Source organism: Paucilactobacillus suebicus DSM 5007 = KCTC 3549, assembly GCF_001434475.1.
In the GTDB taxonomy this organism is placed as follows: Bacteria; Bacillota; Bacilli; order Lactobacillales; family Lactobacillaceae; genus Paucilactobacillus; species Paucilactobacillus suebicus.
In genome coordinates this window covers 13,764-27,637 of sequence record NZ_AZGF01000019.1, presented here as the reverse complement: position 1 = coordinate 27,637, position 13,874 = coordinate 13,764, and the positions used below count along the sequence as shown (strand labels likewise).

Here is a 13,874-nt window from a genome sequence, read left to right as displayed (position 1 = left end):
TAGTATAACACAGGCTACGACTTTTGTATCACTATATTTGACATTATTCTCTCAGTCTGAGATGATAATCTCGTTTACTAGGAGGGATAAAATGAATAAGGATATAAACGGAAGGTCATACAACCGTGGGTTAATAGTTACGATTCTGATAATTGGTACTTTCTTGATTGTTTTAAACCAAACAGTACTTGCGACTGCTTTGCCAAGATTAATGACCACTTTTAACGTCAATGCTTCAACCATTCAGTGGCTGACAACTGGATTTTTACTTGTTAATGGGATTGTCATCCCTGTGTCTGCCTGGGCTTCAACTAGGTTTAATACCAAATGGCTTTGGATATCCACCATGACAATCTTTGGCATCGGTACCATTCTGTGCTGGATTGCACCTAATTTTGGCGTGTTACTATTTGCACGAATAATTCAAGCCATCGGTGCGGGCATTGCAATGCCTCTATTACAAACAATTCTATTTACTATTTTCCCGATCAATGAGCGTGGATCGGCGATTGGTTTAATGGGAATTGCTGTCGGTGCCGGACCAGCGTTCGGACCAGTGTACGCTGGTTGGGTGATTGGCGCCGGTTCATGGCGCGATATTTTTGGAATCATGATTCCATTTATCATCATTATTATTATTTTGAGTCTCTTCTACATGAGGCCGTTAATTCAAACAACTGCACAACGATTAGACATCGCCTCATTTGCTATGTCTTGTTTAGGGTTCGGACCATTATTATATGGTTTTTCAATTGCTGGTACCGATGGATGGAAATCTGCGACAGTACTCATTTCACTGATCGTCGGTATCATCTTTGTAATTTTATTTGGTATTCATCAGTTTAAATTAGCAGTCCCATTTTTAAATCTGAATGTTTTTAAATTCAATCAATTTACAATTTCAGTATTTCTAGGATCAATTGCCATGATGATCTTGACCAGCGCAGAACTTGTATTGCCAATGTATTTGCAAATTGTCCGTGGTCAATCAGCCCTTGAATCTGGTTTAATGATTCTACCGGGTGCGATTCTACTTGCAGTTCTGAACCCTATCACCGGTAAAATAGTCGATAAAATCGGTGGTCACGGTCTGGCTATCTATGGAATGATCTGCATTACTATTGGCACATTACCATTTTGTGTACTAAAAACTGGCACATCATTACTTTCAATTGTCATTATTTACGCCATTAGCATGATCGGCGTGGCAATGGTTTTGATGCCAATCACCACAATTGGTATGAACTCACTCACCCAGGATCTAATTCCACACGGAACTGCCGTTAACAACATGGTTCGTCAGATATTTTCATCAATCGGTTCCGCTTTGATGATCTCAGTCATGGCCATCGTGACCGCCTCACAAATGCCAAATCAAAACCTCGTAGTCATGGGCAAAACAGCCAAATTTGCGCACCTAAAAATTTTAGCCGATCTCAGTGGGTATCGAGCTGCATTTATGCTAATGACCGTCTTTTGTATCATTAGCCTTGTTTTAAGTTTCTTTGTCAAAAAGCCCACTAAAAATCAATAAATCCTGCGTTACAATAAAGAATAAAACGTAAAGGATCGATTAAATGAAACCTGAACAAGCAATCATGGGGTACGGTATTGAGTTATCAGCATTTGAACACGCAATGTCACTTAAAATTATTAACAGAATTAATCATGAATCAGTATATCGCGAGTTATCTCATGATGATAGCTCTGATAACCACGCTGATTTATGGATCAACGGCGACAAATTTTACGTGGGACTGTCTGCGATTATCCCAGTGCATGCTACCGGTACCATGTGGAGAATTCTTGATAAAACCCAAGCCAACCAGCTGATTGTTGACGGAATTACCGCACATTTTAACTTGGCCGTCCCCGAACGGGCCAAACTAGCTAAATATGTTTTTGATCATGCAGACAATTTTTTTGACGCTCAAGCATAATATTTTTCATAAATTGCAATACATTGAAACAACTATTATCTTTTAATGAATTTAAGAGTTTAACCGCCCTACCATGCTATACTGCGTTTGTGCCTTAGTTATAAGCAGTATTCTACTGGTAATCAAAAACCTTTGCTCTGTTCCAATTAAATTCGTAAACTCATTACTAAGCACATAATCAACGGCAAAAGTCAGTTCACGTCTAGATGAACTGACTTTTTATTGTGTGCATATAATTGTTTGCGGTTTCATTTTCGTTGTGTTATTTTAAAAATGAAACCTAATAGTAACGATAGTTTTTATTTAATGCTTGCAACGAACCAAAGGAGGAGCTCACTATGAAAATGTCCAGCGAAACCAACGTCCATTACAAGTCCTATAAGGCCGGCAAAAAATGGCTGATAAGTGCGATCGCACTTACATCGTTTATGTTGATTGGTCTAACTACCACAGATGTTAGTGCCGACTCGGCTTCAAATACTAACGCGGCTACTGTAACGGCTACTGATCCACCACAGACTTCTCAGGTAATTGCTAGCAGTGCAATAACCAGTTCATCGGATACATCTAGTACTGCAGATATCGCCGCTACAGATGCTTCAAGCGCTAACAGTTCGACTGAAATTTCAACTGACAGCATGGCATCTAATGATAGTTCGCAATTATCAACTTCTTCATCTGTTTCTTCTGCAACTTCAGCATCCACGAACTCAAGTTTATCCACTACACCAGCCATGGCGGTTTCAACAGCAACAGTTAACTCAGCATCCCCTGCTGCAACATCATCAGCGTCTGCAACTTCAGTATCAGCCTCCCCAGCATCTATAACCGCAGACAGTGAAGATAACATAGTTAGTGGTCAATTTGGTACAGCCAAATGGGAACTCAACGAAGGAACACTAACCATTCACGAAGGAACTTTGGAAGCTGGCAAGGGTAATTGGTCAGAATATGCAGGCAATATCACAGCAGTTACCGTCGACGAAGGCGTAAATGCTAACCGTGATTCTAGTTATTTATTTTCGGGGTTACACGTTGCTACAGAAATGAATTTAGAAAACCTCAATACTGAAGCAGTGGACGATATGAGCTACATGTTCAGTGGTAACCACAATTTAGTATCTCTGGCAGTTAGTTCATGGGCAATTGAAAACGTCGAAAACATGTCGTATATGTTCTCAGAAAATCGTAAGTTAACCGGCATTGATGTGACCAGTTGGTACACTGCCAGTGTAGAATTAATGACTGGAATGTTTAACACAGCTAGTTCATTAACTGATCTCGATGTGAGTGGTTGGGATACCAGCAACGTTGATGACATGCGTGGTATGTTTAATGGTGACAGTAGTCTAACCACACTTGACGTCAGCAACTGGGACGTCGCAAAAGTTGAAGACATGAGTTTGATGTTTAAGGACACCACTAGCTTAAACTCCTTGGACGTTAGCAACTGGGAAGTTGATAAGGTGGAAGCAATGAATGAAATGTTTTACGGCGCTTCCAGCCTAACATTCTTAGACGTCTCTAGCTGGGATACCGGCAAAGTAGAAAGCACCCGATTTATGTTCGCTCAAACCACTAATCTAAAGGAACTGGATCCTAGTTCTTGGGACACCGGTAAAATTGACGATATGACGGCAATGTTTAATGGTGCTAGCAGTTTAACATCTCTTGATCTAAGTGACTGGGACACTGGTAAAGTCGAGAGCTTATTTGCTACTTTTGCTGCTACTACTGAGCTAACGTTCCTCGATGTCAGTACTTGGGATACCAGCAAAGTAGAAGACATGTCAGCCACATTCGCCGGCATCGCTGCTAGTAATCTTGATGTTAGTGACTGGAACACTAGCAAAGTTGACAACATGTCAATGATGTTTGAGAGAGCCAGTAATTTAACAGCCCTTGATTTGAGCAATTGGAATACGAGTAAAGTTGATAATATGTCCTATATGTTTAAAGAAGCTAGTAGCTTAACTTCTTTAGATCTCAGTAATTGGGATACTGGTAAAGTGGACAATGTGCTATCGATGTTTGATGGTGCTAGTGGTCTCACCTCTCTTGACGTAGGAACTTGGGACACCGGCAAATTTGAAGATACTGCCAGAATGTTCGCAGACACAACGAGTTTATCCTCAATTAACTTTGACAACTGGGATACCGGTGGTGTTGATACAATGACGTCAATGTTTGAGAATGCGGCTAGCCTAACCTATTTACCAGTTAATAAATGGGATACTGGTAGAGTTACCGATATGACTAATCTATTTAAAGGAATGAATAATCTACAAACATTGGACATCAGTAATTGGGACATGGGAAAAGTAACTTATGTTGAAGACATGTTTGGTCAAACAAATAGTTTGTGGCAAATCACTCTGGGTGAACGCACTTACCTGAACCCCTCCGCAAATCTGATGGACGCTCCTGGGAGTGACACATTAATTCCAGGCACTCGCTATCAAAACGTGGCAGCCTATTGGCAAGACATTGGTAACGGCACCGTTAATTCACCAACTGGTGCATATTACACAGCAAATGATTTGATGACAATGTACGAAAATTCTGTTGAGCCTGCTACGACCTATGTATGGGCACAGAAAGCTGCCGCACCGATTATGGTCACATTAATCAACGTTGATACTGGCAAAACGGTAACAACCGATAGTTTGCGTGGTGCGCTTGGTGACGTACTGGATCTAACTAATTACGGCACCGGCACATATCTTGGTGGATTAATTCCAAACGGATATCGTTATGCAGAAGGAAACGATTTGAAGGGCTTCACTCAACCGAGTGATTTAGAGTGGACTGGCGATCAACAAAATGTCACCGTATACGTCGTTGTAGGTAATGAAAGTAGTGGTACCGGCGTTACTCCAGAGGAAGAAACTGGCGGTGAGAGTGAGGTTACTCCACCGACTGAAGAATCCCAAACAGAGACTGATACAGAAATGAATACAAATATGACACAACCAGACCCAATTGAGCAAGACGAAACTACCATAACTGGTAGTGACGGTAGGGGTGACATTCAACCAACTACACTACCTTCAACCAGTAACTCACCAACTAACGCAAATGATCTTACCTCAAATAGCCAAGTCACTGGAACCTTGCCACAAACTGGTGACCAAACAACAAATCGTGCGATCATCTTCGCCGGCTTCTGCATACTCGGAATTAGTTTAGCCGGAGTATTAGTGCTAAAAAGAAAACATTCATAATTAAGTGCCAAGAGGGCTTTAGACAATAATCTTGTTATCAACCAAAGCTACTACTAATTTAGTACTTCAGTCTAGCTTAATAAGTGACTGTCCACATAAGGCGTCCAAGACTAAAATTCCGAATTCAGAATTTTAGTCTTGGACGCCTTATATTATTGGAGCAAAATACCTTTTTATCACTCTTGCTTTGAAATTCTGTTTGTTCGTATTTACAGTAAGCAAAATTTTAGCTACTCTAGACTCTGAGGTGATCAAATGAAAATCGTTGCTTTGTATGGCGGCCAGGATGCTAATGGCATGACTGCTACCCTGGTTAAGGATATTCTTGACGGTGCTAAAGATGCCGAATGCGAGTTCATTAACCTAAACGACTACCGAATTGTGCCGGATCAACCGCATCAAATTAATCCAGTGATGGATGAGCTAGAATCTAAACTAGCTGCAGCAGATGTGTGGGTACTTGGTACACCAACTTATTTTGGTACAGTAGCTGGCCAATTCAAACAGTTCTTTGATTATTTTCGTCATCGCATGGTGAAAATGACACATAAAGGTGATACATTGCCCGGGAAATACAAGGACAAACATTACGTCAGCGTCACTAGTTGCTTCGCTAGCCCATGGGACAACACTTTCACCCACCAAACTGACGCGACTTTAACCATGATTGATAAGGCAATGACGGCGGCTGGATTACACAAAGTTAAAGAACTAGTATTACCGGGCACCTGGAATTTACACGGAAAATTACCTGATGCCAAACGCGATACGGCTCGAGCACTGGGTACTAAGTTAACAACTAAAAAACGAAAGGATGATGAAACTTTGAAACGCTATATTTTACTCTTTTGTATGATCGCTGTTATGGCTTTAGCAACAATGGGCATTCAAGCACTATTTCCAATTCTCACCACCAATTTCTGGATGAGGTACGCTAGTTTCGTCATCATTTTCTTTGTATTATTAGCTTGCATTTTGCATTATGCAACATTCGTTAGACATACTAGAAGGTAATTTTTAAACATAGGAAAAAGATCGACAAGGCTTAGACTTTGTCGATCTTTTTTGTTAGTTCTATACACTCAACACCGTCTTCAATAAATGGTGTTGAACTAACTTGATAGCCACACCGCTCATAAAACCCCTGTGCTGTCAGTTCGCTATGAATTACAGAATGAATCATTCCAAATGATTGACCATATTTTTCAGTTGCCAATAACGCACGTTGCGCAGTCCCTTGTCCCCGGTATTCTGGCAAGGTTGCCACTCGTCCAGGGCGCATCGTTTGTTCATCAACTTGTTGAAAACGGACCGTTGCAACTGGTGTTCGCTCATCTTGCCAGGCAACTGCGTAAACTGTTTGTTCCGTGTCGCCACCATCAAATTCATCTTGTTTATTCAAACCACGTTCCTGCACAAAAACTTTCAGGCGAATAGAAAGTGCCGCGGCCTGTTGCCATGGATTATTGCTGACTTCAATTCTCATTTATTTTTACCTACTTGCTTCGCTTAGATTATTTTGCAATGTTAATTTTTATAATGCGCTATTTGTTGGCTTTTTTCTACACTTTCCATTTTTTAAATGTGGGGCTGGGCTATGTCAAACAAACGACCAATCACCAAGCCATCTTACCTTTCATAACTTTTTCCACACTTTCTATTTTTTTGCCGAAACGTGAAAAAGAAGACTGACCTACATCAAATAAACAACTGATTCCCAAACTTTTTGCATTTTTTAAATCTTTTTTTGTATCGCTTTCTATATTTTTTTGCCGAAACGTGAAAAAGAAGACTGACCTACATCAAATAAGCAACCAATCACCAAACCATCCATAGTTCGGATGATTCGGTGATTGGTTGCTTATTTGAGACAGGTCAAACCGTCTTCTTTTTCACTCTACTTGATTGGTTTCTCCCACGAAGCTTTGGCGTTAATACCCGTAGCATCAGCTAATTGTTCAAGTTCTTTAATCTCGTCATCACTTAACTGAATATTCATTGCATGGACATTACCCGCAATGTAATCTGGTTTTGTTACTCCAATAATTGGTAGTGAGCCCTTGTTAATTGCCCACGCCGTTGCAATATCTGAAACAGTTGCATTGTCATACTTTTTACCAATTTCTGTCATTGTATCCGTTAATTGCTCCAGTTTTGGCAAGATTGGATCATACGTTGCAGCACGGCGGCTACCCTTAGGTAATGGATGCTTTGTATTGTATTTGCCGGTCAAAGCACCCTGCTCCAAAATCATGTATGGGAAGAACGCAATATCGTTTTGCTTGCAGTAATCTAGCACCCCTGTTTCTTCCGAGTCGCGGAATAGCAAACTGTAGTGATTTTGGACAGCAGATACTCTGAAGCCTTCCTTACCCAAAATCTCATTAGCACGTTTAATTTGTGCCAGGCTATGGTTTGAAACGCCGACGTGCTTGATCTTGCCACTCTTCAGCAATGGAATCATTTCCGGTGTCCATCGTTCAACATCGTCTGAATTGTGAATCCAATACATATCAATATAGTCCGTGTGTAAACGATCTAGACTGCTGTCGAGCATTGCCTCAGGCTTGTAATCAAAGTCCACTGCTCTTACCGGAGTGAACTTAGTTGATAATAAATAATCTTTGCGGTCATAATCCTTTAACAAGTTGCCAAGAATGGTTTCAGATGAACCACGGCCGTAAGCATATGCAGTATCCCATAAATTTAAGCCGGCCTTCATTGCTGTCGATACAACTGATTTAAGTTCGGCCTCGCCTAGGTGGTTGCCAAAGACTTGATCGCCGCCAATATCGCCAGTTCCCCATGACCAAGTGCCTAACGCAATTTTTGGAAAGTTTGCTAATTCTTTTGTCATTATTCATATCTCCCCGTTTCATTGGTATTAATCTAACACCATTATTGTAATCGTTAGTCCCAAATTTTGGTAGAAAAGGAGCCGGGAAATTTTTTCTCGACTCCTTTTTTGTTAATAAAATGCTGTGTAAAATAAATATCCTGCTAAACCAAATGCCGCAAACGCAATAATGATCCGCAATGGACGCACTGGCACATGACGAATTACAACTGGCCCAACGTAACCACCAATAAACATGCCAATCCCCATTGGTACCACCATCCACCAATAAATTTTAGTTGTGAACGCGTATATTAACAGCGATAATGCATTAGCAAGAAATGACGTAAAATTCTTAATTGCATTGGTTACGGCAAATGATTCATTAATCGTCACCGTCAAAATGGCTAACAAAATCATCCCCGCTGAAGCACCAAAATAACCAATATAAATACCAACTAGAAAAATGGCAAATAGCTTTAATCCTCTCACGAGTGGTGTGTCAGGTTTAGACTCGCGATCTTTATTTTCGCCCTTAAACTGAGTGTAAAGCATCAGTACACCGGCACCAAAGATCAGAAATGGCACCACTTTTTCAAAAGTTGAAGCTGGTGCGTAAACCAAAATAATACTGCCTAGCACACAACCAACCAGTGCATAAACTGCTACCGACCACATTGTTTTCTTGTTGCTTTTTAGTTCCTTGAGAGATGACATGCTGGCACCAATTCCTGTAAATACCAAAGAAGCTGTATTAGTGGTATTAGCACTAACAGGTGGCACACCCAACGCCAACAGTACCGGATAAGAAACTAGTGAAGCTAAGCCGGCAATCGAAGCAAGTAAACCTGCCGCAATTCCAGCAATAAATAAAATAACAACCATCCATAATAGCGACAAAACAATAACTTCCTTTTAGTAACATCTATAATATTTGATCAGTATACACCATAGCGATAATTCGTAAAATAACCGATTGGTTAATGGCATTTATTGTTAATTTAGTCACAAAAAAACTGTTAAGCGCAACCTGCTTAACAGTTTTTTTAATTACCTTTGATCCAATGCAGCCGCTAGGGTTTCAGCAAATCCTTCAGGCTTCTGTGCGTATCCTAAATGGCCACCGGGAATAATAGTAATTGGCACATTCAACATTTCACTAATTGCTTTATTAACAGTCTGTGGAGTTGATCCAACTGAGTCAGTTCCATTAAACAACAGTACCTTATCACGGTTATTCTTGAAAACATCCCAATCGATTTCTTGACCAGTGTACTGGAGCACTTCGTACTTAAACCAGTACATCATCCCGGCCAATCGTTTTTCATCAGGCTTAGGCGAATCTTCACTCATTCCCATCATCTTAGCATCTAATGGTTGAATGTTCATCGCTGCTGCAAATTTTTCTCGAGCACCATTAAAATCGCCACTGAGTGCACTTTCAACTGCATCAATATTCTTAGCACGAGCTTCTTTTTGATCAACCACTGTACTTGTTGGACACTCGTGAATGGCAACTTTAGCAAACCTATCTGGTGCCTTAGTAAATGCCTCAGCAGCCACAATTGATCCAGAACTACTACCCATGATGAAAACTGGTTCGTCAGGACTAAACTTATCAGCAAGTGCGATGACATCATTCGCATCTGTGCTCAAGCGATACCGACTATTATAGTCTGTGGCTTCTGCAGGAAGGTCTTCAGTCATCACTGTATCGCCGTAACCGCGACGATCAAACATCACCACCGTATAACGATCTTGTAAATACTTAGCAATGCCACCAAAAATGTTGCCAGTGCCGTTGGCACCCGGAATCACAATCAATACGGGTCCTTGACCAACAGTTTCATAATGTAATTTTGCACCCTTAACTTCTAGAAATGCCATAATATCGCTCCTTATCTGTCTTGTAATTAAAGTATCATCTTTATTTATGTCTCAATTCTACAAGTTATCATTTGGGATATCCAGCACACTAACTATCAAAAGTGTCCCGTTTCATTTAGAAAATAAATGTAGTGATTGAAGGACCCCATTTTCGCCAAGCCGTCGATGGTATTGAGCCATTTGTGCTGGTGCCAGTGGATGTTCACTTTTTAACCATTGAAGAAACATGTTAACATGACCACCGACTAAAAATGCGGCTAGAAAATTATCTGGCACTTCATGTTGGGCACCTTTTAACAGCTCTTGATAGTGCTTTAATGCTTGATTTTGTAGAGAGTCAACAAATTGTGGCCAACGTTGATCAGTCAAAAAAGCGCGCATGAAATTTCGATTTTTTGAAGCATACTGATAAAAATCAGTAAAATCAGGTTCATGATTCCACCGACCAATAAATCTGCCGGAAGTTTCCGCCACCAAATCATTTTGAAGCCATTCTAAAAAATCAGCTTTGTCGTCAAAGTTTCTGTAAAAAGTAGAACGAGCTATTTGTGCCTCATTGACAATTTCACGAACATTAATTTGATCAATAGATTTTACCAACAGTAGTCGTGCAAATGCCTCTTTTAAGCTTTGGCGACTTAGATCACTTCGTTGTGGCATCATATCCATCCCCTTTAGCTTTGAAATTCATTATATCAATGTGTTTCACGTGAAACAAAAAATGGTGGAATTTAGCTTGTACTTACTAACCTCCACCATTCATATTAATCGTTTTCTTTTAACCAGTTATCGAGTATGTTAATAAATTCGTCATGTTGATCCAGTAATGCCAAGTGCCGACTATTAGCAAACAAGTGCCATTTAGCACCGGGAATATGATCATAAACAGACTTAGCAATTAGTGGTGTACATAGATCATCAGTGCCGTTAGTGACAAGGACTGGCACATGAATTTTATGTAAATCATCAGTAACATCATAGTCACTAATTGTGCCATTTTCCGTAAATTCATTTGGTCCTTCAGCAATTAGGCTGGCCCGCTTACCGTTGGTTTCTCGGCGTAACGGTTCCGGTGAATTCTCATCAGGGTCATCCCAACAATACCTTTCCATATAACGATCGTTAGCTGCCAAATACTTAGGACCACTGAAATTACCGGTTCGTTCAGCTTCCGCAATAGCTTCACGATCCTCGTAACTAAGGTAAGAAATCAGTCGATGCTGTTCTTGCGTCCATAATTTAATTGAAGCTGGTGATCCATCAATCATGACACTCTTCACACCTGTTTGATCGTACTGAGTCAGGTATAACATTTCTAGCATTCCGCCCCATGACTGACCAAGCATATGAACCTGATCAAGGTGCAGATACTTGCGCAGTGCGATCAATTCTTCTGCCCATGTTTCTTTGACATAAACAGACTCATCTTTTGGCAGTGATGACTTACCACAGCCCACTTGATCGTACATAATTAACTGGCGATCTGTCGCATAATCGTCAAGTAACTCAAAGTAGTTGTGAGAGGAACCGGGACCACCATGAATTAACAGTAGTGGCACCTTATCACTTTTTTCACCAACAATTCGGTAATAGGTTTTATATCCCTTAAATGGCATGTAGCCTTCTTGAATCTTCATTAACTAATCAGTCCTTTTAGTTGTTATAAACTCGATTGTACTCTTTAGGCTTGTGACACACAAAAAAGCGACGCAGTCTATGAAGACCGCATCGCCCATTTGTACACTACCGGCGCAATTGTTTCTTACAAAGTGAGTGAGTGTAATTATTTTTTACTTTAAGTCAGGTGTCACAAACCTAGCCATGTCTGTGACAGGAGAATTACCGATAATGCACGTTATGTGTGTACTGATTGAAAATGTGAAAACAATCAGTAATGTGATCATCCCCAGCCAAACACGATGATCACCAGCAAAAGGCCAACTGCGGTGCGAAGGCAGTTACCAGTACCGTCCCATTAATTTATACGCTCACCATAATAAACACGCCTGCAATTAAAATTGCTAAACCAATACTCGTAATAATCAATTGACGACCACTTTTCTCGTGTAGAACAATTGCGCCAACGATTGTGGCAATCACCACGTTAAGCTGTGTTAAAACAAATGCACTAACGAGTCCATTCATGCGTAACGAAACTAGATACGTTGAAGAAGCAACAGCAAACACAATCCCAGCAGTGATATTTCTTAAGCCAAAGTGGTCACTAACTGGTAGACGCTTGGCACCAACCATGTAGGCAACAAGTCCACCGCAAAACATGCCCATCGCTTGTGGGAAAAAGCCAGCCAACCCATTAGTCGAGGTGACAAAGTGTGTAAAGCCAGAATAGCTCCAATAACCAACTGAAGTAAGTAATAAAACTGCGTAAACGCCTAGATCACTCTTCTTCATTTGGACCATTCCGTTGGAAATGAACACCCCCGCAAGTACCACTAACAAACCCACTAAGCCAACTAAATTATCTTGCCACCCCTGCCATTCCCCAAATAGCCAGGCTCCAACAAGAGAATTGCCAATAACTTGAAAAGCCGTTGTCACCGGCATCACTGCACTTACTCCCAGATTCATAAAACTCCAGCACTGACCAACTTGTCCAATATTCCACAAAAATCCAGAAAGAAAATACAAGATGAAATCGTGAGGTGAAATCTGCATTCTAAATATTAATTCGATTACTATTGATGATAGAAAAATTCCAGTCCCGGTTCCTAAAACCTGTTCTAGAAAATTACCTCCAGTTAGTCTTTTTAACCACACTGGATAAATTCCCCAAAAAAGAGCTGGAATCAAACCAATTAAGAGTGCCATAATCTCACCTCGCATAATTTCTGCGCATCCAAATATAAAATACGTAAAACATTCAGGACGTCCGCTTTTAAATGTCTATTAGTCTCTAAAGCATAATTAGTATATACTGTATTATGAAAGCGCTTATTCATAATTTGCAACTAGGAATGGCGGTACTTCAAGCAACGTTTTAAAAACAGAATCGCAAACTTTCAATTTTAAAATTCGATGCAGGAGAAAAGACAAGATGAGACAATTTTTTTGTAATTGGAAAAATTATGCGGGCAATGATCTGTCACTCGCCTATATTTCGAAGGTTGAGACATATGATGAAACCTATATTAGAGGTATTCATAAGCACGACCGGATTACTGAAATATCGCTTGTCATGGACGGTCATGGTCGCTACTTTATCAAGGATAACTATTTTAATGTCACCAAAAATGATGTCGTAGTCATCAATGCGGGCAGGCTGCATTCTGAAGGAGCAATTTTACCGTCCCTTTGTATCGGTATCAAAACGCCGATGATTATTGACCCAATTGCTTCGCCAGTCTCTCATTTTTCAGACGAAGATTTTTCAGTTATCACACAAATTGGAGCATTGGCATTTAATCTGCTTAAAAAAGAGGACCTTGCTGCTCACCAGCTGGCTAATAATTTAATTATTGAGAGTTTTCTTCCATACTTTAATCGCAAAATCACAATTAATGAACATCTCAAAAAAACAACCTCATTTATCGTGCAACGAGCAAAATCGTACATTGATAATAACTTCCATGACAGCATTAATATTGCCAATGTTTGCGATAATCTATCAATTAGCCATACCTACCTCGACCGTCAATTTCAAGAAAATATGGAAATCACACCGATTAAATATTTAATGTCACGCCGTGTTGGTGAAGCTCAAAGACTTTTAATCAACGAACCTCAACTTTCCCTCACCCAAGTCTCTATGAAGGTCGGCATTAATAACGTTAATTATTTCCAGCGAATTTTTAAAAACTTTGCTGGTGTATCACCACAAAAATTTCGAACATTATTGATTACCGCTTGATTCTAAGTAAAAAAATGAAACTAATTTCATATTTTTTTACTATTTTTTGAAAATGTTAAAAACAATTACAAATACTATTAAATCAGCGTTAGCGCTTTCTTAAAAATGAAAGCGCTAAT

12 protein-coding genes are annotated in these 13,874 nt (G+C 40.1%); 5 read left to right on the top strand and 7 right to left on the bottom strand.

All coding sequences use genetic code 11. The features are described from left to right. The first annotated feature begins 91 nt into the window (after nucleotides 1-91). The 4 genes from FD16_RS08150 to FD16_RS08135 all read left to right on the top strand — a co-directional run bounded on the left by FD16_RS08150 (nucleotide 92) and on the right by FD16_RS08135 (nucleotide 6,178). Nucleotides 92-1,534: an MDR family MFS transporter gene (locus FD16_RS08150; RefSeq protein WP_010621102.1), complete on the top strand. Its 1,443-nt coding sequence runs from the start codon at nucleotides 92-94 to the stop codon at nucleotides 1,532-1,534. Nucleotides 1,535-1,577: 43 nt separating this feature from the next. Continuing rightward, on the top strand, nucleotides 1,578-1,940 hold the full coding sequence (locus FD16_RS08145) for a hypothetical protein (RefSeq protein WP_010621101.1): 363 nt from the start codon (nucleotides 1,578-1,580) through the stop codon (nucleotides 1,938-1,940). Nucleotides 1,941-2,278: 338 nt separating this feature from the next. Then, entirely contained in the window at nucleotides 2,279-5,164 is a 2,886-nt protein-coding gene (locus tag FD16_RS12910; RefSeq protein WP_010621100.1) for a BspA family leucine-rich repeat surface protein, read from the top strand. Between the two features lie 255 nt (nucleotides 5,165-5,419). Beyond that, nucleotides 5,420-6,178, top strand: a complete 759-nt coding sequence (locus FD16_RS08135; protein ID WP_010621099.1) for a flavodoxin family protein — start codon at nucleotides 5,420-5,422, stop codon at nucleotides 6,176-6,178. 31 nt (nucleotides 6,179-6,209) lie between these two features. Here the strand turns inward: FD16_RS08135 and FD16_RS08130 are convergent, their stop codons facing one another. The 7 genes from FD16_RS08130 to FD16_RS08100 all read right to left on the bottom strand — a co-directional run bounded on the left by FD16_RS08130 (nucleotide 6,210) and on the right by FD16_RS08100 (nucleotide 12,716). Further along, nucleotides 6,210-6,650 (bottom strand): GNAT family N-acetyltransferase, encoded by a 441-nt coding sequence (locus FD16_RS08130; protein WP_010621098.1) that lies wholly within the window; start codon nucleotides 6,648-6,650, stop codon nucleotides 6,210-6,212. Nucleotides 6,651-7,061: 411 nt separating this feature from the next. Beyond that, the gene (locus tag FD16_RS08125; protein WP_010621097.1) at nucleotides 7,062-8,021 is read right to left on the bottom strand and encodes an aldo/keto reductase; all 960 of its coding nucleotides are present in this window, start codon (nucleotides 8,019-8,021) and stop codon (nucleotides 7,062-7,064) included. Between the two features lie 111 nt (nucleotides 8,022-8,132). Continuing rightward, nucleotides 8,133-8,885, bottom strand: coding sequence for a sulfite exporter TauE/SafE family protein (locus FD16_RS08120; RefSeq protein WP_191978690.1), 753 nt, complete (start codon nucleotides 8,883-8,885; stop codon nucleotides 8,133-8,135). A 165-nt stretch (nucleotides 8,886-9,050) separates the two neighbouring features. Further along, the gene (locus FD16_RS08115; protein WP_010621095.1) at nucleotides 9,051-9,887 is read right to left on the bottom strand and encodes an alpha/beta fold hydrolase; all 837 of its coding nucleotides are present in this window, start codon (nucleotides 9,885-9,887) and stop codon (nucleotides 9,051-9,053) included. Nucleotides 9,888-9,998: 111 nt separating this feature from the next. After that, nucleotides 9,999-10,550, bottom strand: coding sequence for a TetR/AcrR family transcriptional regulator C-terminal domain-containing protein (locus FD16_RS08110; RefSeq protein WP_162097669.1), 552 nt, complete (start codon nucleotides 10,548-10,550; stop codon nucleotides 9,999-10,001). A 101-nt stretch (nucleotides 10,551-10,651) separates the two neighbouring features. Further along, nucleotides 10,652-11,524, bottom strand: coding sequence for a proline iminopeptidase (gene pepI / locus FD16_RS08105; RefSeq protein WP_010621093.1), 873 nt, complete (start codon nucleotides 11,522-11,524; stop codon nucleotides 10,652-10,654). 343 nt (nucleotides 11,525-11,867) lie between these two features. Next, nucleotides 11,868-12,716 carry a GRP family sugar transporter gene (locus tag FD16_RS08100; RefSeq protein ID WP_029508283.1) on the bottom strand — a complete coding sequence of 283 codons (849 nt, stop codon included), beginning with the start codon at nucleotides 12,714-12,716 and terminating at the stop codon, nucleotides 11,868-11,870. Between the two features lie 226 nt (nucleotides 12,717-12,942). Between FD16_RS08100 and FD16_RS08095 the strand changes: the two genes are divergently transcribed. Then, a complete protein-coding gene (locus tag FD16_RS08095) occupies nucleotides 12,943-13,755 on the top strand; it encodes an AraC family transcriptional regulator (protein ID WP_010621091.1) in 813 nt (270 codons plus the stop codon). The last annotated feature ends 119 nt before the right edge of the window (nucleotides 13,756-13,874 follow it).

Bases quoted from the DNA above. Each gene is read 5' to 3' on its own strand.
- FD16_RS08150 (WP_010621102.1), top strand. From the start codon at position 92: ATGAATAAGGATATAAACGGAAGGTCATACAACCGTGGGTTAATAGTT.
- FD16_RS08145 (WP_010621101.1), top strand. From the start codon at position 1,578: ATGAAACCTGAACAAGCAATCATGGGGTACGGTATTGAGTTATCAGCA.
- FD16_RS12910 (WP_010621100.1), top strand. From the start codon at position 2,279: ATGAAAATGTCCAGCGAAACCAACGTCCATTACAAGTCCTATAAGGCC.
- FD16_RS08135 (WP_010621099.1), top strand. From the start codon at position 5,420: ATGAAAATCGTTGCTTTGTATGGCGGCCAGGATGCTAATGGCATGACT.
- FD16_RS08130 (WP_010621098.1), bottom strand. From the start codon at position 6,650: ATGAGAATTGAAGTCAGCAATAATCCATGGCAACAGGCCGCGGCACTT.
- FD16_RS08125 (WP_010621097.1), bottom strand. From the start codon at position 8,021: ATGACAAAAGAATTAGCAAACTTTCCAAAAATTGCGTTAGGCACTTGG.
- FD16_RS08120 (WP_191978690.1), bottom strand. From the start codon at position 8,885: ATGGTTGTTATTTTATTTATTGCTGGAATTGCGGCAGGTTTACTTGCT.
- FD16_RS08115 (WP_010621095.1), bottom strand. From the start codon at position 9,887: ATGGCATTTCTAGAAGTTAAGGGTGCAAAATTACATTATGAAACTGTT.
- FD16_RS08110 (WP_162097669.1), bottom strand. From the start codon at position 10,550: ATGATGCCACAACGAAGTGATCTAAGTCGCCAAAGCTTAAAAGAGGCA.
- pepI (WP_010621093.1), bottom strand. From the start codon at position 11,524: ATGAAGATTCAAGAAGGCTACATGCCATTTAAGGGATATAAAACCTAT.
- FD16_RS08100 (WP_029508283.1), bottom strand. From the start codon at position 12,716: ATGGCACTCTTAATTGGTTTGATTCCAGCTCTTTTTTGGGGAATTTAT.
- FD16_RS08095 (WP_010621091.1), top strand. From the start codon at position 12,943: ATGAGACAATTTTTTTGTAATTGGAAAAATTATGCGGGCAATGATCTG.